Source organism: Natronolimnohabitans innermongolicus JCM 12255 (assembly GCF_000337215.1).
Lineage (GTDB): Archaea > Halobacteriota > Halobacteria > Halobacteriales > Natrialbaceae > Natronolimnohabitans > Natronolimnohabitans innermongolicus.
In genome coordinates this window covers 1-19,136 of sequence record NZ_AOHZ01000060.1, presented here as the reverse complement: position 1 = coordinate 19,136, position 19,136 = coordinate 1, and the positions used below count along the sequence as shown (strand labels likewise).

Genomic DNA, 19,136 nt, shown 5'->3' with positions numbered 1-19,136 from the left:
GAGCCGCTGTTCGTCTTCGGCTGTATCGCCGCCGCGTTGCTCGTCTGGGACGTCTCCACGTTCGGGCTCGGCCTCACCGCCGAACTCGGCCACCGTCCGGAGACGCGCCGGCTCGAACTCTTCCACGGTGCCGTCGCCGTCGCCGTCTCGCTCGGCGCCGTCCTCGTCGTCGTCGGCCTCGAGAGCCTCCGCACGGGGATGTTCGCCGGAATCGGCGGGACGACCGGAGCGATCCTCGTCGCGTTCGGCGCGGTGTTGTTGCTCGTCCCGTTGCGCGGGTAGCGACGGTCGGCGCGACTCGAGTCGGCCCGACGGCGACCCGAAACCGATCACGAGATTCATAACGCGCGGGTGTCACGTTCGCGTATGGACGAATCGACCGTCACGCCCGAGGCCGCGGAAGCGACCGTTCGCGACGTGGTCGGGCGCATCGAGGAAGCCGCCGTCGTCGATCACGCCGTCCTCCACGACGTGCTCTCGGCCGTGCTCGCCCGCGGTCACGTCCTCCTCGAGGACGTGCCGGGGACGGGCAAGTCCGTCATCGCGCGAACGATCGCCGAATCGATGGGCCTCGAGTTCACCCGCATCCAGTTCACCCCCGATCTGTTACCCTCCGACGTCACCGGCTCCACCGTCTACGACGAGCAGGCGGGCGAGTTCCGCTTCTCCGAAGGCCCGGTGTTCGCCAACGTCGTCCTGGCCGACGAGATCAATCGCGCGCCGCCGAAGACCCAGGCCGCGCTGCTCGAGGCGATGGAGGAGCGACAGGTCAGCATCGACGGGTCGACTTACGACCTGCCCGAACCGTTCGTCGTCATCGCGACCCAGAACCCGATCGAACAGGAGGGGACCTTCCGCCTCCCCGAAGCCCAACGCGATCGCTTCAGCGTCAAAACGTCGCTCGGCTACCCCGACCTCGAGGGCGAGATGGGGCTGCTCGAGCGCCGCGCGAACCGGCGGTCGCTTTCGCCGAGCGTCGATCCGATCGTCGAACCGGAGACGGTACGGGAGCTCCAGGAGTTGACCGAGGAGGTGACGGTCGACGAGAAAATCCGCCGCTACATCATCGAACTCGCGCGGACGACTCGCCGGAGCGGCCACGCCGCGACCGGCGTCTCGCCGCGGGGCGTCCAGCGAGTGTTCGAGGCCGCCCGCGCGGCCGCGATCATCGACGGCCGGGACTACGTCACGCCCGACGACGTCAAACGGCTGGCCGAGTCGACGATGGCCCACCGGATCGTTCTCACGACGGAGGCGAACGTCGAAGGCGTCGCGGGCAGCGACATCGTCCGATTCGCGCTCCAGTCGGTCGACGTTCCCGCAGTATCGCCACACGCGAGCGACGACGAGCCCGACGCCGACGAGAGCGACAGCGGGGCCGACGACGCGGACCCGACTGACGGACGCTCCGGCGGCGCTGCGCCGGCCGCCGCGACTGCACCGGGCGAGGCTGGCGGACCGAACGCCGACACCGCGCCCGGCGAGAGCGGCTCCGACGGCGCCGGTGCGAGCGACGGGTAAACCGCAGCGACGCGAACCCGTCGATTTTCCTTGCAAACGCCCGTCGTGGCTTGATGCATCCGCCGCGCGTCGTCCCACGCGATGGCGCTTCAACAGCTCGAGCACGCGGACGACCACATGCAGGAGTGTATCGACAACTGCCTCGAGGCCGCACAGGTCTGCGAGTGGTGTGCAGACGCCTGCGCGGACGAGGGCGAGGGGATGGCTCGTTGCATCCGACTCTGTCGTGACGTGGCCGACGTCGCGTCGTTGCACGCCCGGTGGATGGCCCGCAACTCGGGCTATCACGAGGAGTTAGGCGAGCTCTGTGCCGATATCTGCGAGGAGTGTGCCGAGGAGTGCGCCCAGCACGATCACGACCACTGTCAGGCCTGCGCGGAGATCCTGCCGGAGTGCGTCGAAAGCTGCCGCGAGATGGCGTCGTAAACCCCGTTTCCCCCTTATTCAGCCATGTCCGAGACACTTCCAGGGACCGCCGAGCGCGTCCCGACGAGCACGCCCGAGCACGTGAACGAACGGCTCAGAGAAGAGATCGGCGACCGGCTGCGCTACTACGCCGACAATCCCGACGAGATCGACGGCCGGGTGGCCGAACTCGAGCGCGAGTGGGACGTCGAACGCACGCTCGAGGCCAACGCCTCGGCCCTGATCCTCGTCTTTCTGGGGTTGGGCGCGACGGTCGATCGACGACTGCTGGCGATGCCCGCGGTCATCGCGGCGTTTCTCTTCCAGCACGCGCTACAGGGGTGGTGTCCGCCGGTCCCGGTGTTGCGCCGGCTCGGCGTCCGCACGCAGCGGGAGATCGACGCCGAGCGCCGCGCGCTCGAGGCGATCCGAGACGCGCAGTAGCGATTTCGCGCTCCGCGTCGGACCGGCGCGCGACGCCTCACCCGGCGTCCTCGTCGCCCTCGTCGACTGGCGGCAGCGTAAACGAGAACGTCGCTCCCTCGCCGGGCTCAGAGTCGAGCCGGATCTCGCCGCCGTGGCGCTCGACGATGCGCCGACAGAGCGCCAGTCCGATCCCGGTCCCGGAGTGTTCTTCGTGGCTGTGCAGGCGCTGAAACACCTCGAAGACGCGCTCCTGGTCGCCGGGGTCGATGCCGATCCCCTCGTCGCCGACCGAAACGCGCCACATCGAGTCGGCGCGTTCGGCCGTGACGCGGATCCGCGGGGGCTCGTCGCCGCTGTACTGGATCGCGTTCGACAGCAGGTTCTGGAACACCTGTCGGAGCTGGTTCTCGTCACCCCGAACGCGGGGCAGCGAGTCGGCGGTGATCTCGGCGTCAGTTTCCTCGATCTGGAGTTCGAGGTCCCGACGAACCGCCTCGAGCGTCGCCTCGAGATCGACCGGCTCGAGCGGCTCGCCGCGAGTCTCGACCCGGGAGTACTCGAGCAGCGCGTCGATCATGTCGCCCATCCGTTCGGCGCCGTCGACGGCGAATGCGATGAACTCCTCGGCGTCGGAATCGAGCTCGTCGGCGTAGCGGCGCTCGAGCAACTGGAGGTAGCTCGTGACCATCCGCAGCGGCTCCTGGAGGTCGTGGCTGGCCGCGTAGGCGAACTGCGCTAAGCGCTCGTTCGAGGCCTCGAGTTCGCGCTCGCGCCGGCGGCGTTCGGTGATGTCCCTGTCCGAGACGATGATCGAGACGACCTCTCCGTCGTCGTTCGTGACGGGACGGAAGACGCCCTCGAGAGTGTACCAGCCGCCGCCCGGTCTGGTGAGGTCGGCCTCGAAGGGGACGTACTCTCCGGTGGCCGCCCGCTCGGTCCACGCTTTTACGTCGCTTTGAACGCCGTCGTCGGTCCACCACGGCGTCTTCCAGAAGGGCTCGCCGACGACGCCTTCGAGATCGGCGTCGACGTACTCCATGGCCGTCTCGTTGATGTCGAGGACGGACCCATCGGGCTCGAGCAGTCCGACGAGGATGTTGGGGTCGTCGAAGATCGCGTCGAATCGGCGTTCCATTTTCGCGTTCTCGATCGCCGACGTGAGCACGGTGGCGACGTTCCGGACGAAGAGCACGTCGCGGTCGGCGAAGGGGCGCTGTTCGGTCACGTGGACGCTCAGCAGACCCCACGGGTCGTCGGGTGAGCCGAGGACGACGGCGATCCCGCCGACCACGCCGCGGTCGGCGAGCAAGTCGGGGGCGGAGCGGTCGTTCTGGGCGTCGAACTCGTCGACGACCACGGGCTCGGTCGTCCGCAAGACGTCCCCGGCGTACGTGTCCGGTCCCGTCGGGAGCGTCGCGGCGCCGAGCTGTTCTTCCGCCCAGCCGACCCCCTCACAGAGCGCGACGGCGTCCCCCTCCGGACACAGCTCGAAGACCGACGCGTACGCGGCGTCGATCGTCTCGGCAACGACCGCGGCGGCGTCGCGCCGAATATCGTCGAGGTCGTCGATCTCGAGTACGCGACGTCCCAGATCGGCGACGGCTTCCTGGCGACGAACGCCGGCGGGGGTCGCGGACTCGGGGTCGCCTCGAGAAGAATCGGTCATTCATCAGTCGCATTCGTCGCCGGGAGTAAAAGCACTAGTCGGGCGTGTGCAACCTCGAACGATCCCTTATACAGTCGGACAGCAGTCAGTGAGCCGTCGGTCGCGAATTCGCGGTCGGCTCCGAGGCGACGACCGCAGTCGCGCGACCGATCGTCGAATAGTGCTGTCCGGCATGTTACTGGTACTGGCGGCGGCCGGCGGAGCCGCGTCGGTCTGGGCCGGCGTTGAGCGCGCCGCCGACCGCACCCGCGATGGCGCTCTCTATGGCCATCACGAACGCCACGAGCGCCGCGGCGGCGAAGATGCCGAGGCCGGCGATACCCGTAATCGCACCGCCGGCGGGGCCGGCCGCCCAGCCGGCGAGGGCGACGACCAGCGCGATCAGGAGACCGCCGACCAGTCCGCCGAGCGCGCCGGCGAGGAGGCCGTGCCAGAACCCCCTGCCGAGCCCGCCGCCGGCGAGGTAACCCGCGACGAATCCGCCGAACAGGCCGGCCGCGAGCTGGCCGATTCCGGGGACGACGACCCCGAACAGTCCGACGACGGTCGCGACGAGAAAGCCGATGAGGACGGCGCGCCAGTTGGTCATAGACGAGATAGGTTCTCGGCGAGCATAAGCGCACAGCGCGTAACGAACGACCTTATAAGAGCGCGCGTTCTAGCCCACAGTATGATTTTCGAAGACCTTCCGACGACGCCCACGTCGGAAGAGCTGATCGACAAAGCGTTCTCGCGGGCGGCGCGGGCCGGCAAGGCCAAAGGCGGCCTCGAGGCCCAGCAGTCGATGCTCCAGACGGCGGCGAACATCATCTCGGACAACTTAGAAAACGTCGTCACGGCGTGGCCTGACTTCGACTACGAGGACGACGTCCACCCGTTTTACTACGAACTCGCCGACGCCATCGTCGACGTCGACAAGCTTCGCCAGAGCCTCTCGGAGGTGATGTGGGCCAGCCGAAAAGCCCGCGAGATCCACGAGGAGTACCAGCCCCGGCTCAGAAAGACCGACACGGATACCGCACGCAAACACCGCAAGCAGGCCTTCGCCCGGCTCGCGGACATCGTCGAGCAGGTCGACGACGAACTGCTGTACATCAACAAGTCGCGAAACGACCTGCGAGACCTGCCGGAGATCAACCCCGAGGAGCCGACCATCGTCGTCGCCGGCTACCCCAACGTCGGGAAATCGTCGTTCGTCAACGGCGTCACTAACGCCCGCGGCGAGACCGCTTCGTATCCGTTTACCACGAAGGGGATCGGCCTCGGCCACTTCGAACACGACCACATCCGCTACCAGCTGGTCGACACCCCCGGGCTGCTCGACCGGCCGCCGGCCGAGCGCAACGAGATCGAGTCCCAGGCCGTCAGCGCTATCGAACACCTCGCCGACTGCATGCTCGTGATGGTCGACCCGAGCGGCGAGTGTGGCTACCCCCTCGAGTCGCAACTCGAGCTTCGGGATTCGATCGCCGCCCAGTTCGAGACGGTGCCCGTCCTCACGGTCGCGAACAAGACCGACCGCCGCGAAGTGTGGGACGAGGACCTGCTCGGCGAACTCGACGCCGACTACGAGATGAGCATCGAAGCCGACGAGAACGTCGAGACCGTCCTCGAGGCGGCTATCGAGGCCGTCGACTACGAACCGGAGCTACCCTTCGAGCAGTAGCAGTAACAGTACTACGACGATCCAACGGCGACGAGACACTACAGGATGAAAGGTCCCGGAATCCTCTGGATGCTCCAGACCGCCGCCGGCATGTCGATGGCGGGGCCGATGTTCTTCCTCGGCCTCGAATCGCTTCGGACGGCTCGGTACACCTGGGCCGGGTTCTACCTGGCGCTGGGGCTGGTCGTCCTGTACTTCCCGACGTACCTCGTCAACCGGATCGGCGGGCCGCGGACCTGGATCCGGCGGCGGCTCGGACGCGGCGGGGACGACGAGGCGAAAACCGAAGCCGACGACCCGGACGGAACGGAGCCGTCCGCCGATCGAAACCCGTCCTCGACGGGGCGCCTCCTCGAGCGACTCCGGCGGCGATAACCGCCGAAACTGGTCTCGTATCGAGGCCGGACCTCACATCGCTCGAGACACCGCTTCCTACTCCTCGGCTTCGACGTAAATCGTGATCGCGTCGGCGTCCCAGCCGGCATCGAGCGTGACCGTCGTCTCCCCAGTTTCGTCGAGCGAGAGCGTCACGCCGTCGGTACCGTCGCCGTCGGTCGTACCGGCGGTTTCGGTTTCCCCGTCGAACGCGCCGACGCTTCCGTTGGAACTCTCGTAGGACACCGACTCGTCGGGCTGTGGCTGGACGGTCTCCATCGGCATCTCGAGGACCGGATCGTCGTCGCTCTCGTCGAGCACGACGGTACACTCCTCGGGCCCGCAGTCTTCGACCGTACTGTTCTGGCCGTCGAGACCATCGAATTCGTTCCAGTCCCAGTTGGCGACCCGGTGCTCGAACTCGAGGATCTCGCGCGCACCGTCGATCTCGACGACGGCCCGGTGATCGCCGGGCTCGAGCGCCGTCGACGTGGGAACGGTCACCTCGAGGACAGAGTCGACGCGCCACACGTCGCCGTCCGAAAGAAGCCGACTGTCCGCGGGCGAGACGTACTCGCCGTTCAACAACACGTCGGCGTCGCCGGGATCGAGGGAACTGCCGCCGACGTTCTTGACGTAGAGCGTCAGCGATCCGTCGCCGTCGTCTTCGGCGTAGGTCGTTCCGGCCTCGGGATCGTTGATGAGATCGATTTCGGCGTCGATCGCCGCGACGTCCCGTTCGCTCTCGGATTCGGTCGACTGGGCGTACAGTCCGGCCTCCGTGACCACCACGCCGACGAACATCGTCGAGATGCTGACGGCGGCGATAAACAACAGGACGTGGACGATAGAGGTTCGGACCATCGACGCAGGGGCTCGGCGTGATGACGGTGCGGAACCGGGATAGTCCTATCGGCCGACGGGGCGACGACTCGAGTCGGACCGACCGCGACCCGACAACCAACCGACCGTCGAGTCAGCGCTCTACGACGCTGACGTATCTGATCTCGACGTTGACCGTCTCGTCGCTGTGCTGATTGATCTCCTGGTGGAGCCGATCGGCCAGTTCGGGCGGCGCGTCACCCGGCGGCCCGCCGACGGTGACGATTACGCGCTCCGGACCGACGAACGGATAGTCGTCGTCCATGAGCACCTCGAACTCGAGCAGGAGGTACTCCTCGAACTCCTCATCGGAGAGGACCATCTCGGCCTCGTGCTGGGCGTTCTGTTCGAACGTCGAGACGACGTACGACGAGTAGGTGATCGCGCCGAGAAAGAGCGCGAAGACGAGGACGATGCCGGCCAGTCCGATCACGCGCCGGCGGACCCGCTGTTCGGTCTCGCCGAGCGAGAACAGGTTCTCGGGGCGATAGCCGGCATACCACAGCGTCAGCAGACCCGCGAGGTTCACGGAGAGGACGTTGACCAGCACGAGCGCGGTCGAGCCGATGGCGGCCGAGGGTTGGCCCCACGCGATGGCGATACCAGCCGCGGCGGCGGGCGGTATCAGCGCCGCGGCGATCATGACGCCGACCAGCGCGACGGCCGTCCCGGTCGCGATGCTGATGATGCCGGCGACGCCGGCTCCGAGGGCGATCGCCAGCGAGAGGAGATCCGGCGCGAGTCGCTCGGAGATCTCGTCGACGCTGCTGATATCGAGGACGGGCGGAACGATGTTGGTCACCCGAACCAGCCAGGCGAACACTGCCGCCGCCGCGATCGCGAGGACGATGCCGAGGATCTGGTACCGCAAGCTCTCCTTGAACAGGTCCTCGTCGTCGATCACCGAGCCGACGCTCAGCCCCAGCGCCGGACCGATCAGCGGCGCGATCACCATCGATCCGACGACGACCGCCGGCGAGTCGAGAAAGAGCCCGGCCGTCGCGACGACGGCGCTGATGATCGTCATAATCGAGTAGACCGCAAACGTCGGCGTCAGCGACTCGGCCTCACTCTGGAGTTCCTGCCTCGAGATTCGATCGGTCTCGACGTCGCCGTTCTCGTACTCCTCGCGTAGCGCGTCGAAGCGACGCGAGACGACCGTTTCCGCGTCGACGACGACCGTGTAGGCGTCGTCGTCGACGCCCTCGTCTTGCAGTTCGTCGAGGATCGGCTCGACGGCCGGATCCGGCAGCGGGAAGTAAACGACCGCCGTGTAGTCTCGGTTGCTCTCCTCGTCGGTGACGACGTAGTCGATCTCGCGGTCGTCGAGGACGCCGAGGATCGTCTCTCGTTTCCCCGTCGGAACGGTCAGTTGAACCAGCCGCACGTCTCTGGCTGAGAACCCCAGGGGTCATAACTTGGGGCGCTTTCGCCGGCAGTCGGCGGATTTCGCCCCACTCGACGGCGAGTGACCGCCGAACGGAACGTCCGTCACACCGGTATACTATTGCTCCGACAGGTCGTACCCGCAACCATGTACCGACGGTCCGCCCCGTGGCTTGGGGGACTTATGCTCGTGGGGCTCGCTGCCTTTCTCGTCGTCTTCGGCCGCACCGCGCTCTCGGAGCCGGCAACGGCTGCGCTGCTCGTCGGGTCCGCCGTCGCGGCGTTCTTGTTGATCTGCGGCGGCACGGTCGACTCGGTGACGATCGGATCGCGGACGGTCCCGTGGAACGTCCCCCTCGGCGCCGCCGACGGTCTCCTCGCACTCGTTCTGGTTCTCTCGAGCGTCTCCACCCTCGGAACCGGCGACAGCGAGGTCCTGCTCTTTGCGGCCGTCGCGTCCGTCGGCGGCGCCGCGCTCGCCTGGATGGGGGTCCAGACCGCCCGCGACAGTCGCCACGTCGACCTCGAGGCGACGCCGTCAAGAGCGCGACTCGCCGGCATCGTCGGACTCGCAGGCGCTTCGATGGTGGGTGGCGTGATCGTCGCGACCGTCGTCTGACGCCGGCAGTCGCCGCTCGAGACAGCTTTCACGGAGTATAAACCCGAGACGCCCCTACAACGGTATATGTTCGATACTCGTCCCGACCGCGAGGCCGAAGTCGCCCTCGTCGGTCGCTCCAACGTGGGCAAGTCGACGCTCATGCGCGAGCTAACCGGCCACAGCAAGTTCGACACCGGCGGCAAACCCGGCGTCACCCGACAGCCGAACCACTACGACTGGACCGCCGAGGACTTCGTCATCACCGACCTCCCCGGCTTCGGCTTCATGAGCGGCGTCGACGAGGAGTACCGCGAGCAGATCAAGACGAACATCGTCCACTACCTCGAGGAGTACGCCGACAACGTCCTCGTCGGAATTCTCGTCGTCGACGGCAAGAGCGTCATCGACATCATCGACCGCCACTCCGGCCCTGACGAGATTCCCTACGACGTCGAGATGTTTCACTTCCTTCGCGACCTCGACGTGCCGACGGTCGTCGCCGTCAACAAGATGGACAAGGTCGACGACAAAGACGAGCGGCTGAACGAGCTCTGTGACCGGCTCGGACTCTATCCCCCGTGGAAACAGTGGCAGGAGGTCATCGCACCGATCACCGCCAAACGGGGCCAGATCGATCCGCTGAACGAGGCCGTTCGCACCCACCTCCACGAGCAGGGACGGGACGACCTGTTCAAGTTCTTCTGAACCGACCGTTTGCTCTGCGGTCTGTTGCGCTGGCGACAGCGTTGCTGTCGCACAGCGCACCGTCCCTCGGCAAACGGTCGATCAAAAGCACTCCTCCTTCCGTTTCGGTCCCTTCGGGACCTCCACATCAGTCGTCGGCCCGCTCGCTCACTCCGTTCGCTCGCGGTAAATTGCGTGGAAGCAGCCTGCCCTTTCCCGTTGAGCGACCCCTTCGGATTCGCGATACTCGCGGCTGCTCGAGTCGTACTCCCGGCCGACCAGTCCGTACCGCCGTCACGACGACCGGCCACGATTACAACTGCGGCGCGACCTCGGTTCCGAGCCGTTCGATCGACTCGGCCATCGCGTCCGTTCCGACGCCAGGAACGGACGAACAGAAGATGACGCGCACGTCCTCGTCCAATCTCTCACGATACGCCTCGAGTTCGTCCCGAACCTGTTCCGGCGTGCCGAATATCGCGTCCTCCTTCACCTCCCGCTTGCGCTCCGCTGGGAGTTCGTCGATCGGCTCGTCGTCCATCCGCTCGGCGTACTTGCGCTGCTGGTAGAAGTAGCCGTCTCGAAGCTGTTCCCAGGCGTCTTCCCGCGAGTCGCCGACGAAGCCGTAGCGGATGATGGAGGTCGTAAACTCGCCGTCGATCCCCCTCTTCGTCGCGAATCCGTTCGATGTCGCCCATCCGGACCCTGATATCCTCGAGCGACAGCATCTCGTTGGCACACCAGCCGTCGGCCAGCCGCGCCGCGCGCCTGACCGCGGGTTTCGCGAGGCCGCCGAGAACGATCGGCAGGATCTCGTCCGGCGTCGGCGTGACCTCGGTCTCGGGCTCGATCGCGTGGAAGTCGGACTCGTACTCGAGCTGGCCAGGCTCCCACGCGTTCCGAAGGAGCGAGAGTGCATCCTCGGTCCGCTCCGTCCGCCCGTCCCTCGGGACGCCGAAGTTCCGGAACTCGCGGTCCCAGGAGCCGATCGAGAGCCCGAGCGTGAGTCGGTCGTCCGAGAGCGCCGCGACCGTCGCGGCGTCCTCCGCGAGACGAACGGGGTCGTACAGCGGCGCCAGCGCGACGGCCGAGCCGACGCGGATCTCGTCGGTCCGTGTCGCGAGGGCGCTCAGCACCGGGGTCGTCCTCGAGAGGGAGCCGTCGTCCGTGATGTGGTAGTGGTGTTCGGACGTCCAGACGCTCTCGAGTCCCGCCTCGTCTGCCGTCTCGGCGAGCGTCGGGAGGTCGTCGTACACCGCCGTCGTCAAGCCGTCGTCGTCCGGGCGCTGCTGTGCGGTCAGCAGACCGAGTCCGATTTCCGTAGTCGCTCGACCAGCGTCCGCGGTCGAAAACCACCGGGCGGCAACGGCTTGCATCGGTCCCGGTCCCGAGGAAGCGACGGACGGCTCGTCGTTACCGGACCAGCCGCTTTCGCATCCGAAGCGCCGCCAGCGACACTTCGTCCGTCATGTCGAGCGAGACCGTCTCGACGCCCTCGTACCCCCGTTTGCTGTAGAAGTCGATCGCGTTTCGCGACGCCGTCAGGCGAAGCGTCTCGAGGCCCGCCTCGCGAGCCGCCGACTCGAGGCGCTCGAGAATCGCACTCCCGACGCCCTCGCGGACGGCGTCGGGGTGAACGTAGACGGCGCCGATCGTGCCGACCGCCGGCTCGTCGACGCCGCTGGGCTCGAGGTCGAGGAGGCCGAAGCCGACGATATCCCCGCTGTCCTCGCGCTCGGCGCTGTCGCCCGCGCCGTTGCGTTCGGCGACGACGACGCGGATCCCCGCCTCCTCGAGCGGATACCGTTCGCCGCGGACGTTCGAGAGCCACGCCTCGACCTGCGCGTCGTCGTAGGACTCGGAGCCGAGTTCGCGAATAGCGGCCGCGTGCGCGTCGGCGATCGCCGCGGCGTCGGCCGTCGTCGCCTCGCGGAGCGCGACTCGAGAGATAGTCATCGTCGAATCGCGCGCTGACGGTTTGAAACGACGTGGGAGTCCACCGGACAAATCGAAGCGGTGAGACGAACTGAACCGCCGACGCGGCCCGACGCGGTGCGACCGACCATCGAAGACGCAACTATCGGGAAATCGCACATCCACAGTTCTGGCACGCTTAACGGGATAATAATAACGCCTGAACGGGACGGCGTCGCAACTATGGAGAGCAGCGGTTGTTTCGACGGACGCTCGTTTCGGGACTGCCAGCCGGCGCCGACGATCCGCGGAGGGCAGCGATGACCGGCCGCGAACTCGGCCGACGCGACGTCTGCCGACTCGGGGCGACGAGTGCGCTCGCGATGGCGGGTCTCGGGGCCGGTACGGGAACGGTCGTCGGCGACTCGAGGCCGACGACGAACGGCCAGATCGTGTTCATCTACGACGATAGCTGGCGCGAGGACTGGACCGACACGTTTCCGGTCCACCAGGAGGAGGATGTCCCCGCCTGCTGTGCCGCGGTCGTCGACTACGTCGACACCTCCTGGGGGCTCCTTCCCGAGCACCTGCGGGAGATGGAGGCGGACGGCTGGGAGATCATGTCCCACACCGCCAGCCACGTCGCGGTCGGCAACCTCTACCTGACGGCCCCGGCAGAACCCGGCGACGAGCGACTCGCCCTCGACGGGAGCTTCCTCGGCGATCACGAGGGCGACCCGATCGTCGTCAGCGACGGCGATCGAACCGTCGAGAACGCCGTCGCCGGCGGCGACCGCGACGACGACGGGATCTATCTCGACCTCGAGGAGCCGATCGACGAGGCGTTCGACGCGGGGACGGCGTTCGCTCGCTTCACCGACGAGCGGGTCCGCGACGAGGTCGTCGGCTCGAAGGAGGCGCTCGAGTCGATGGGCGTCGACGTCGACGCGTTCGTCTCGCCGTTCGGCCGCAGCGACGGGCTGGTCGACGATCTCGTCCGGGAGCACTACGCCGCGTTCGCCAACCGAGGCGGAAACGGGCTGAACTCGCTCGCTGGGCTCGATTCGTACGAACTCGGCCGCTCGAGCATCGACGGAAACGCGGTGAGCGAGCCCGAAATCGAAACGTTCTACGACGACGTCGCCGCGAGCGACACCCTCGGCATCGTCGTCGGGCACAGTCAGTTCGACGAGACGACGCCCGAGCGCGTTCGGTTCGCGATCCGCGAGGCGAAGGCGCGCGACCTCGAGATCGTCACGCTCCGGGAGGCGCTGCGCGAGCACGACGCCTGGCCGGCAAGTGAGGGCGGCGAATCTGCTGGTGACGGCGACGGAGCCGAGGGAGACGCCGACGGTTCCGAATCGACCGGAACCGAAGCCGAGACCGAATCGGAGTCCGACGACGGCGACGGACTCGCGTCGACGGTGCGGGACAATCGAACGCCGATCCTGGCGGGGACGGGGCTCGCGACGGCCGGACTCGCGGGCACCGCTCTCTACCGCAGACGGCAACGCGAAGACGAGAATCGATTGTAGCGGCTGTAGCGACCTGGCGGTAGTCCGTCGGCCGGCCGCGGTCACACGACGCGGTTGCGAAACGGTTCGCCGGTCTCGAGTCGAGCCACGTTCTCGCGGACGATCTCGCCGACGTCGCGATAGTAGTCGACGGTAAAGGCCGCACAGTGAGGCGTGACGATCACCTCGTCCAGCCCCCAGAGCGGCGAGTCCTCGGGCAGCGGTTCCGCCTCGAAGACGTCGAGCGCCGCGCCCGCGATGGCACCGGACTCGAGGGCGTCGATCAGCGCGGACTCGTCGGCGACTGCACCGCGAGCGACGTTGACGAAGTAGGCGTCCTCGCGCATCGCGTCGAACGTCTCGGCGTCGAAGAGGTGTGGGTCTCGTCGGTCAGCGGCACCGTGGCGACGACGAACTCGGCGTCGCGGATCGCCTCGTGAAGTTCGTCGTTCGGATAGACAGCCTCGAAGCCCGAAACGGGGTCACCCGACCGCCGGACGCCGATCACGCGGAGTCCGAGCGGACCGAGGACGTCCGCGACGCCGCGACCGAGCGTCCCCGTCCCGATGACACAGACCGTCTTCCCGGTGAGCGTGAACCCTTCGTCCCACGCCGGCTGCTCCCAGCGGTTCGCCTGCTGGTTCGCGGCCAGATCGTGCAACCGCCGGGAGAACGAGAGCAGATAGCCCGCGACGGTCTCCCCCACCGACCGGCCGTGAATGCCCGTGCTGTTGGTCAGGATCACGTCCGCGGCCTCGAGCGCGTCGAACGGGAAGCGATCGACGCCCGACTGGATCGAGTGCACCCAGTCGCACTCGAGGAACTCGTCGCGGTGCTCGAGGGTGACGACGGCGTCGCAGGCCGCGATTTCGTCGTCGCGGATCACGTCGACGGTACCGTCGAGATCGGTGAGGTGGTCGACGAGTTCGGCCGCCGGAAACACCGCGTCGACCGACTCGTGGACGCCCAGTCGCTCGAGGTCGAACTGCATGGCCGACGCTACGCTCGAGTAGGAGTTGAAGGTTCGGACGGTGCGACCGCCGTCGGAGCCTCGGCTGGTCGTCGTTCGAAGGCGGCTCGGGAAAAATCCTCGTCACAAGGGGCTCGGAGGGGGTAACACGTCGTCACAGCCGCCGGCGACGAGTAGCGTCTCGAGCGGTTTCCCTCTATCGCTTCGTCACCGATCGCGCCACCCCTCGAGTCCTCGCAACTCCTCGACGACGTCGCCAACGGCCTCGACCTCGAGCGCGCCGCGCTCGGTCACGACCGCGTCGACGCAGTCGGCCGGCGTCACGTCGAAGGTCGGGTTCAGGACATCTATCGACGCCTCGCCGTCGTACACGGCGGACCTGGCGCCGGACTCGAGGTTGAGCTCCTCGCGCGTCGAGAGCTTGTCCGTCGCGGCGACGACCGAGACCGGGACGCCCTCGCGGGCCGCGGCCAGCGCCAGCGTTCGCGTGCCGGTCTTGTTCACGACGGCGCCGTCCGGTCTGACGGTATCCGCGCCGACGACGACGTGGTCGACGGCCTCGCTCGAGAGCACGCGGGCGACGGCCGCGTCGGTGTGGACCGTTACGGGCGCGTCGAACGCCCCGTCGGCGGCGAGTTCCTCGGCGACGTCGATCCCCTCTCGCGCGGGTCGCGACTCGGCGACGTAGACCCGCGACGGGTCGGCCTCGCGCAGGGCCGCGAGAACCGTGCCCGATCGCGAGAGCGTCAGGACGCGACCCTCGAGTCTCTCGGCCGCGTTCGCCGCGGCGTCAGCGTCGGCCGTCGCCGCCCGCTCGAGGCCGGCGAGCGTCGACTCGAGGACGGCCGTCGCATCGGCGGGCACGTCCTCGTCGCCGCTCTCGTCTTCAGCGTCCCCGCCGTCCGCGACAGCCGCGGCCATCGCGCGGTTGACCCGGTTTCGCAGGACGGCCATCGAGGGTCGCGCCTCGAGCAGGCGGCCGGCGAGCGCGGCCAGTTCGTCACACTCTGCTTCTGGATCCGGATCCGTTCCGGGATCCCCTCGCTCGGCGACGAGCAGCCCCGCCCGATCGCGGAGCACCTCGAGCGTCCGCAGCGACAGCGCGGCGGCACCGCGTTCGTCGTCGGCCGCGATCGAGCGGACGGTCGGGGCGACGCGTTCGTAGGCGGTCCAGAGCTTCGGCACCGTCTCGCGGCCGGCGGCGCGCTCGAGTGCGTCCGAATCGCCGGTATCGACGGCCTCGGGGTCGATCTCCAGTGCGTCCGTCGGCGAGGTCCACTCGTGCGCGTCGTGTTCCTCGCTCAGTTCGATCTCGCGGCTCTCGGCGTCGAAAAGATAGGGATGGACGACCCACTCGCGTCCAAGATCCGGGTCCTCGAACTCGACCGGCCGGCCCGAGCGGACGAACGAGACCGAGTCGCCGGGCTCGAGGTCGGTTTCCTCGCGAATCTCGGTGCGAATTTGTTCGTCCGGGTCACCCTCCGCGAAGCCGGAGACGCCGCCCCACTGGCCCGTGTAGGTGCCGACGGCGTCGCTTCGGCGCAAGAAGAGGACATCTCCCCGATTGCGGAGGAACGCGGTGACGACGTGTGTTGGAACGTCGTCGGTGGTAGTGGTCATAGCGGATCGATCGTGTGCCCGACGGGTCTCTGTTTCGAAGGCTCGCTGTCCTCGCCGATGATGGCCGTCGGCACGTACTGGCTGGCCGAATTCGAGGCGGAGGGCGTTTGGAACCTCTATTGCCCGCCCCACGAGGGGATGGGGATGGGGATGGGAATGCGAATCGTCGTCGACGAGGCGACCGGTCCGGCGACCGAGCCAGCAGGTGAGATGGAGTACGAGCCCGGCGAGTCGCTGCCGCCGCAGGAAGCGCTCGCCGCGACGTTCGACAACGAGTCGATCGACCCCGAGACGGTTCTCGAGGAGGGAAGCGTCCCCTGGGAAGACCTCGAGTGACCCTCGGATTCGCGGTCGCGTCGGGACGATCGACTCCGGCGGCGAGGGACCGTTCGGCAAACGAACCGTTTTCCGGGCGGCGACCGTACGAGGACCGATACTCATGCCACGCGTCGCGATCGTTTCCGACACGCACGTCCCCACGCGGGAGCGCGAACTCCCGGCGTGGGTCGTCGCCGAGATTGAGGGGGCCAACCACACGATCCACGCCGGCGACTTCGAGTCGTTCGGTGGGTACGAACGGATCGTCAACCTCGCTGACGGAAACCTGACGGCCGTTCGGGGCAACGTCGATCCGGCGACGCTCGACGTCCCGCTGACCGCCACGCTCGAGGTCGACGGCGTGACCTTCGTCGTCACGCACGGCGACGGATCGTCCGGCGGGTGGTGCGAACGGGTCGTCGAGACGGCCCGCGAGGAAGCCGGGGCGAACGCGGCGACGACCCTGGTCGCCGTCGCCGGCCACACCCACCAGGTGGTCGATACGACCGTCGAGATCGACGACGCGGGAGCGGGCGTCGATCGCGTTCGCGTGCTCAACCCCGGCAGCGCCACCGGCGCCGCGCCCACGACCCGCGAGACGATGTTCGTCGCCACCGTCCGCGACGGAACGCTCGCGGTCGAGCACCGGACCGGGTGACGACGCTCGCCTCCGGCGGCGCCGTCGCCGCGTGCCGTGAAGTATACCCGTCTCGCCCGCTACGTACAGGCATGACACAGCGTGTTACAGTATCGCTCGACGACGACTCGAGTGCGGCCCTCGAGACGCTGGTAGCCGAAACGGGGAACGGACAGAGCGAGACCGTTCGTCGCGCCCTCACCTTCTACGCGGCGAACTTCGAGGCGGCGAGCGGCCGCCCGAGCGACAACCTCGAACAGTACTACCAGATGCTGACCTCCGGCGAGCACGTCTTGCTGGACGTCGACTTCCTCCACGCCTTCCTCGAGCACTGCTACGCCGGCGGCGATCCCGACCCCGAGTTCGTCGCCGCCGCCGACCAGGTCTCCGACTACCACGCCCGCGAGTACGCCCGCCGGTTCGAGAGCGTCGGCGACGTCCTCGAATGGCTCTCGTTTTGTGGGTTCCTCGAGGTGCGCCGAGAGGCCGGCGACACGTATCATATCGTCTTCCCCTCGAAGGCGATTCGGTGGTTCATGACTCGGTTCATCGAACGCAGTACGGTCGATATGCCCGCGGACATCGAGATCGAGCAGGGCGTCTCGAAGGTGATCGTCACCGAACGGACGGAGTGAGCGGGGCGCTCGAGCGGCGTCGACGCGGTGCCAGCGCGGTAGCAGTGCGGTATCAGTGTGGCATCGGCGCGGTATCGGTGTGATACATTCCGACACAGGTGTGTGCTATTCTCATACGGGTTCACATCGATTCATACGCGCTTCGGGACTGCTCGAGAGCGGGGCATATCGGTATGTTCGGCTCTTAACAACCCTTTTGGGATCGTCAGAGAGTGATGTATGTGGGAACATATCATGGGTGTTGTCGACCGACTGAAAGCGATTGGACCGGGGGCGCTGGTCGCGGCGGCGTTCGTCGGACCGGGGACCGTGACGACGGCGAGCGTACTCGGCGCTGAGTACGCGTACCTGCTCGTCTGGACGATCGTGTTCTCGATCCTGGCGACGATGGTGCTCCAGGAGATGAGCGCGCGACTCGGTCTGATCACGAAAGAGGGATTGGGCGAGGCGTTTCGAAACGAATTCCAGAATCCGTTCGCGAAGGGGGCGACGATCGTTCTCGTCGTGAGCGCGATCGGCATCGGGACCGCGGCGTTTCAGACCGGCAACATCGTCGGCGGCGCCGCCGGACTGGCGACGATCACGGGCGTCAGCGAGAACGTCTGGGGACCGCTGATCGGGATCGTCGCCGCCGCGTTGCTCTGGACGGGAAGCTACAAGCTGATCGAACGGGTGTTCATCGGCCTCGTGATCGTCATGGGGCTTGCCTTCGTGCTCAACGCGATCATGGTCCGGCCGGACCCGACCGCGATCGCCGGGGGGATCGTCCCGACGGTCCCCGAAGGATCGGCGTACCTGATCGCCGGCCTCATCGGGACCACCGTCGTCGGCTACAACCTCTTCCTGCACGCGAGCACCGTCCAGGAGCGCTGGGACGGCGCCGCCGACCTCGCGGAGTGTCGCACCGACACGATCGCGATGGTCGCGATCGGCGGGGTCATCACGACCGCGATCGTCGTCACCGCCGCCGCGGTGTTCCCCGAGGGGACCCAGATCGCCGACGTCGGTGAGATGGCCGACCAGCTGGAGCCGGTCTTCGGGGGGTACGCCCTCGGATTCTTCGCCATCGGCCTCTTCGCGGCCGGCTTTACGAGCGCGATGAGCGCACCGCTGGCCGGCGCCTACGCGACGGCCGGTGTCCTCGGCTGGGAACGCGATCTGAAGTCGACGCGTTTCCGTGCGATCTGGCTGACCATCCTCAGCGTCGGGATCGTCTTCTCGGCGCTCGGCTACGATCCCGTACAGGTGATCGTCTTCGCACAGGTCGCGAACGGGCTCCTGTTGCCGATCCTGGCCGTCTTCCTCATCTACGCGATGAACAACGAGGACCTCCTCGGCGAGCATACGAACAGCACGCTCCAGAACGTCCTCGGCGGGATCGTCACGCTCGTCGTGATCGTCATCGGGCTGCAGACGCTCTACGATCAGACCGACGCGATCCTCGCGCTCTTGCCGTTCTGATGCGATCGAAACTCGCCTCCGAACAGACTCCGTATCACGATACACGACTCGACACGATTCGACACGACTGACAGATCAGCTTTCCACGAATGAACGACGCAGACAACGCAGACGGACGCACAGCACGACGAACCAAACGCACCGAACGAACGGACGCGACTCGAGTCCGCACCGACGGCGGCACTGCCGGGACCGCAGACGCCGATACCGACGCGGCCGACGCGAGCGCCGCCACCCGAATCGGCGTCGACGTCGGCGGCACGTTCACCGACGTCGCCCTCTCGGTCGACGACAGTCTCGTCACCGCGAAGGTCCCCTCGACGACACCCCAGCATCTGGGCGTCCTCGAGGGCCTGCGCAAGGCCTGCGACGACGCGGGGATCGACCCCGCCGAGATCGACGAGTTCGCCCACGCGATGACCGCTGTCTCTTATACACATCTCTGATGGCGCGAG

General features: G+C 67.4%; 19 protein-coding genes and 3 pseudogenes. 14 read left to right on the top strand and 8 right to left on the bottom strand.

Translation table 11 applies throughout. The annotated features are described in order from the left end of the window. From C493_RS12805 to C493_RS12790, 4 genes are all read left to right on the top strand, one after another. Positions 1–282 (top strand): DUF7519 family protein (locus C493_RS12805; protein ID WP_007259869.1); only part of this gene is annotated, 282 nt, incomplete at its 5' end. A gap of 84 nt (positions 283–366) precedes the next feature. Then, positions 367–1,521, top strand: a complete 1,155-nt coding sequence (locus C493_RS12800; protein WP_007259868.1) for an AAA family ATPase — start codon at positions 367–369, stop codon at positions 1,519–1,521. Positions 1,522–1,602: 81 nt separating this feature from the next. Further along, positions 1,603–1,947, top strand: coding sequence for a four-helix bundle copper-binding protein (locus C493_RS12795; RefSeq protein ID WP_007259867.1), 345 nt, complete (start codon positions 1,603–1,605; stop codon positions 1,945–1,947). A gap of 24 nt (positions 1,948–1,971) precedes the next feature. Then, the gene (locus C493_RS12790; RefSeq protein WP_007259866.1) at positions 1,972–2,370 is read left to right on the top strand and encodes a DUF2892 domain-containing protein; all 399 of its coding nucleotides are present in this window, start codon (positions 1,972–1,974) and stop codon (positions 2,368–2,370) included. A 37-nt stretch (positions 2,371–2,407) separates the two neighbouring features. On the opposite strand, the gene C493_RS12785 is transcribed toward C493_RS12790, so the two are convergent. Together C493_RS12785 and C493_RS12780 are read right to left on the bottom strand one after the other, a co-directional pair. After that, positions 2,408–4,018 carry a sensor histidine kinase gene (locus tag C493_RS12785; protein WP_007259865.1) on the bottom strand — a complete coding sequence of 537 codons (1,611 nt, stop codon included), beginning with the start codon at positions 4,016–4,018 and terminating at the stop codon, positions 2,408–2,410. Between the two features lie 175 nt (positions 4,019–4,193). Further along, positions 4,194–4,607: a DUF5518 domain-containing protein gene (locus C493_RS12780; RefSeq protein WP_007259864.1), complete on the bottom strand. Its 414-nt coding sequence runs from the start codon at positions 4,605–4,607 to the stop codon at positions 4,194–4,196. Between the two features lie 81 nt (positions 4,608–4,688). Between C493_RS12780 and C493_RS12775 the strand changes: the two genes are divergently transcribed. Both C493_RS12775 and C493_RS12770 read left to right on the top strand, forming a co-directional pair. After that, complete coding sequence (locus tag C493_RS12775; RefSeq protein WP_007259863.1) at positions 4,689–5,684, top strand: NOG1 family protein; 996 nt, start codon at positions 4,689–4,691, stop codon at positions 5,682–5,684. A 45-nt stretch (positions 5,685–5,729) separates the two neighbouring features. Beyond that, positions 5,730–6,059: a hypothetical protein gene (locus C493_RS12770; RefSeq protein WP_007259862.1), complete on the top strand. Its 330-nt coding sequence runs from the start codon at positions 5,730–5,732 to the stop codon at positions 6,057–6,059. 57 nt (positions 6,060–6,116) lie between these two features. Here the strand turns inward: C493_RS12770 and C493_RS12765 are convergent, their stop codons facing one another. Together C493_RS12765 and C493_RS12760 are read right to left on the bottom strand one after the other, a co-directional pair. Beyond that, entirely contained in the window at positions 6,117–6,923 is an 807-nt protein-coding gene (locus C493_RS12765; protein WP_007259861.1) for a flagellin, read from the bottom strand. Positions 6,924–7,035: 112 nt separating this feature from the next. Next, positions 7,036–8,328, bottom strand: a complete 1,293-nt coding sequence (locus C493_RS12760) for a TIGR00341 family protein (RefSeq protein WP_007259860.1) — start codon at positions 8,326–8,328, stop codon at positions 7,036–7,038. 147 nt (positions 8,329–8,475) lie between these two features. Here C493_RS12760 and C493_RS12755 point away from each other — a divergent pair, with 147 nt between their 5' ends. Then, on the top strand, positions 8,476–8,946 hold the full coding sequence (locus C493_RS12755) for a hypothetical protein (RefSeq protein WP_049889350.1): 471 nt from the start codon (positions 8,476–8,478) through the stop codon (positions 8,944–8,946). Positions 8,947–9,012: 66 nt separating this feature from the next. Next, the gene (engB, locus tag C493_RS12750; protein WP_007259858.1) at positions 9,013–9,633 is read left to right on the top strand and encodes a GTP-binding protein EngB; all 621 of its coding nucleotides are present in this window, start codon (positions 9,013–9,015) and stop codon (positions 9,631–9,633) included. Positions 9,634–9,925: 292 nt separating this feature from the next. Here the strand turns inward: engB and C493_RS12745 are convergent. Both C493_RS12745 and C493_RS12740 read right to left on the bottom strand, forming a co-directional pair. Further along, positions 9,926–10,988, bottom strand: a pseudogene (locus C493_RS12745) (LLM class flavin-dependent oxidoreductase). Positions 10,989–11,025: 37 nt separating this feature from the next. Next, entirely contained in the window at positions 11,026–11,568 is a 543-nt protein-coding gene (locus C493_RS12740) for a GNAT family N-acetyltransferase (protein WP_007259856.1), read from the bottom strand. Positions 11,569–11,846: 278 nt separating this feature from the next. Between C493_RS12740 and C493_RS12735 the strand changes: the two genes are divergently transcribed. Continuing rightward, the gene (locus tag C493_RS12735; RefSeq protein ID WP_007259855.1) at positions 11,847–13,061 is read left to right on the top strand and encodes a polysaccharide deacetylase family protein; all 1,215 of its coding nucleotides are present in this window, start codon (positions 11,847–11,849) and stop codon (positions 13,059–13,061) included. A gap of 41 nt (positions 13,062–13,102) precedes the next feature. Here C493_RS12735 and ddh read toward each other — a convergent pair. Together ddh and C493_RS12725 are read right to left on the bottom strand one after the other, a co-directional pair. Beyond that, a pseudogene (ddh, locus tag C493_RS12730) lies at positions 13,103–14,031 on the bottom strand (D-2-hydroxyacid dehydrogenase). A 186-nt stretch (positions 14,032–14,217) separates the two neighbouring features. Beyond that, a complete protein-coding gene (locus tag C493_RS12725; RefSeq protein ID WP_007259854.1) occupies positions 14,218–15,630 on the bottom strand; it encodes an NUDIX domain-containing protein in 1,413 nt (470 codons plus the stop codon). Between the two features lie 12 nt (positions 15,631–15,642). On the opposite strand from C493_RS12725, the gene C493_RS12720 reads away from it, so the two are divergent. The 5 genes and pseudogenes from C493_RS12720 to C493_RS12700 form a co-directional block, all read left to right on the top strand. Next, a complete protein-coding gene (locus C493_RS12720; RefSeq protein ID WP_241430899.1) occupies positions 15,643–15,966 on the top strand; it encodes a hypothetical protein in 324 nt (107 codons plus the stop codon). Between the two features lie 103 nt (positions 15,967–16,069). Continuing rightward, a complete protein-coding gene (locus tag C493_RS12715; protein ID WP_007259852.1) occupies positions 16,070–16,606 on the top strand; it encodes a metallophosphoesterase family protein in 537 nt (178 codons plus the stop codon). Between the two features lie 71 nt (positions 16,607–16,677). Next, a complete protein-coding gene (locus C493_RS12710) occupies positions 16,678–17,220 on the top strand; it encodes a ribbon-helix-helix protein, CopG family (RefSeq protein WP_007259851.1) in 543 nt (180 codons plus the stop codon). A 234-nt stretch (positions 17,221–17,454) separates the two neighbouring features. Further along, entirely contained in the window at positions 17,455–18,681 is a 1,227-nt protein-coding gene (locus C493_RS12705; protein ID WP_049889349.1) for an Nramp family divalent metal transporter, read from the top strand. An 89-nt stretch (positions 18,682–18,770) separates the two neighbouring features. After that, a pseudogene (locus C493_RS12700) lies at positions 18,771–19,103 on the top strand (hydantoinase/oxoprolinase N-terminal domain-containing protein); the annotation flags it as partial. Between the last annotated feature and the right edge of the window lie 33 nt (positions 19,104–19,136).

Coding starts and splice junctions, on each gene's coding strand:
- C493_RS12800 (WP_007259868.1), top strand. CDS start 367: ATGGACGAATCGACCGTCACGCCCGAGGCCGCGGAAGCGACCGTTCGC.
- C493_RS12795 (WP_007259867.1), top strand. CDS start 1,603: ATGGCGCTTCAACAGCTCGAGCACGCGGACGACCACATGCAGGAGTGT.
- C493_RS12790 (WP_007259866.1), top strand. CDS start 1,972: ATGTCCGAGACACTTCCAGGGACCGCCGAGCGCGTCCCGACGAGCACG.
- C493_RS12785 (WP_007259865.1), bottom strand. CDS start 4,018: ATGACCGATTCTTCTCGAGGCGACCCCGAGTCCGCGACCCCCGCCGGC.
- C493_RS12780 (WP_007259864.1), bottom strand. CDS start 4,607: ATGACCAACTGGCGCGCCGTCCTCATCGGCTTTCTCGTCGCGACCGTC.
- C493_RS12775 (WP_007259863.1), top strand. CDS start 4,689: ATGATTTTCGAAGACCTTCCGACGACGCCCACGTCGGAAGAGCTGATC.
- C493_RS12770 (WP_007259862.1), top strand. CDS start 5,730: ATGAAAGGTCCCGGAATCCTCTGGATGCTCCAGACCGCCGCCGGCATG.
- C493_RS12765 (WP_007259861.1), bottom strand. CDS start 6,923: ATGGTCCGAACCTCTATCGTCCACGTCCTGTTGTTTATCGCCGCCGTC.
- C493_RS12755 (WP_049889350.1), top strand. CDS start 8,476: ATGTACCGACGGTCCGCCCCGTGGCTTGGGGGACTTATGCTCGTGGGG.
- engB (WP_007259858.1), top strand. CDS start 9,013: ATGTTCGATACTCGTCCCGACCGCGAGGCCGAAGTCGCCCTCGTCGGT.
- C493_RS12740 (WP_007259856.1), bottom strand. CDS start 11,568: ATGACTATCTCTCGAGTCGCGCTCCGCGAGGCGACGACGGCCGACGCC.
- C493_RS12735 (WP_007259855.1), top strand. CDS start 11,847: ATGACCGGCCGCGAACTCGGCCGACGCGACGTCTGCCGACTCGGGGCG.
- C493_RS12725 (WP_007259854.1), bottom strand. CDS start 15,630: ATGACCACTACCACCGACGACGTTCCAACACACGTCGTCACCGCGTTC.
- C493_RS12715 (WP_007259852.1), top strand. CDS start 16,070: ATGCCACGCGTCGCGATCGTTTCCGACACGCACGTCCCCACGCGGGAG.
- C493_RS12710 (WP_007259851.1), top strand. CDS start 16,678: ATGACACAGCGTGTTACAGTATCGCTCGACGACGACTCGAGTGCGGCC.
- C493_RS12705 (WP_049889349.1), top strand. CDS start 17,455: ATGGGTGTTGTCGACCGACTGAAAGCGATTGGACCGGGGGCGCTGGTC.